The sequence below is a fragment of the Undibacterium sp. 5I2 genome (assembly GCF_035019605.1).
Taxonomy (GTDB): Bacteria; Pseudomonadota; Gammaproteobacteria; order Burkholderiales; family Burkholderiaceae_D; genus Undibacterium.
This window is the reverse complement of the sequence record NZ_JASJVS010000192.1, coordinates 1-254: the sequence shown is the minus strand read 5'-3', so window position 1 is coordinate 254 and position 254 is coordinate 1. Positions and strand designations below refer to the sequence as shown.

Here is a 254-nt window from a genome sequence, read left to right as displayed (position 1 = left end):
TCCGCCCAAGCCGAAGCATTTTTGCATACATTACAAACTGAATACGCGGGGACGACTCCGAATGTATCGATTGGTGGTGGGCAGTTTTTGTTCCATGCGACTCCTGAACAAATTAATTCGCCGCATATCAATTCCGACAGCGTCGATAAGGAAATTGCTGGCATCATTATAAAAAATCCGATTAAATCGCCGTCGTCAGTTGAAAATACCAATGAGAAACGTGATCCAGCTACTAATCTGGTACTGGACGAAAA

At 43.7% G+C, this 254-nt stretch carries 1 protein-coding gene; it reads left to right on the top strand.

Annotation, left to right across the window (positions count from 1 at the left end; genetic code table 11):
- Window positions 1–254 (top strand): hypothetical protein (locus QN359_RS19935; protein WP_323493641.1); only part of this gene is annotated, 254 nt, incomplete at both ends.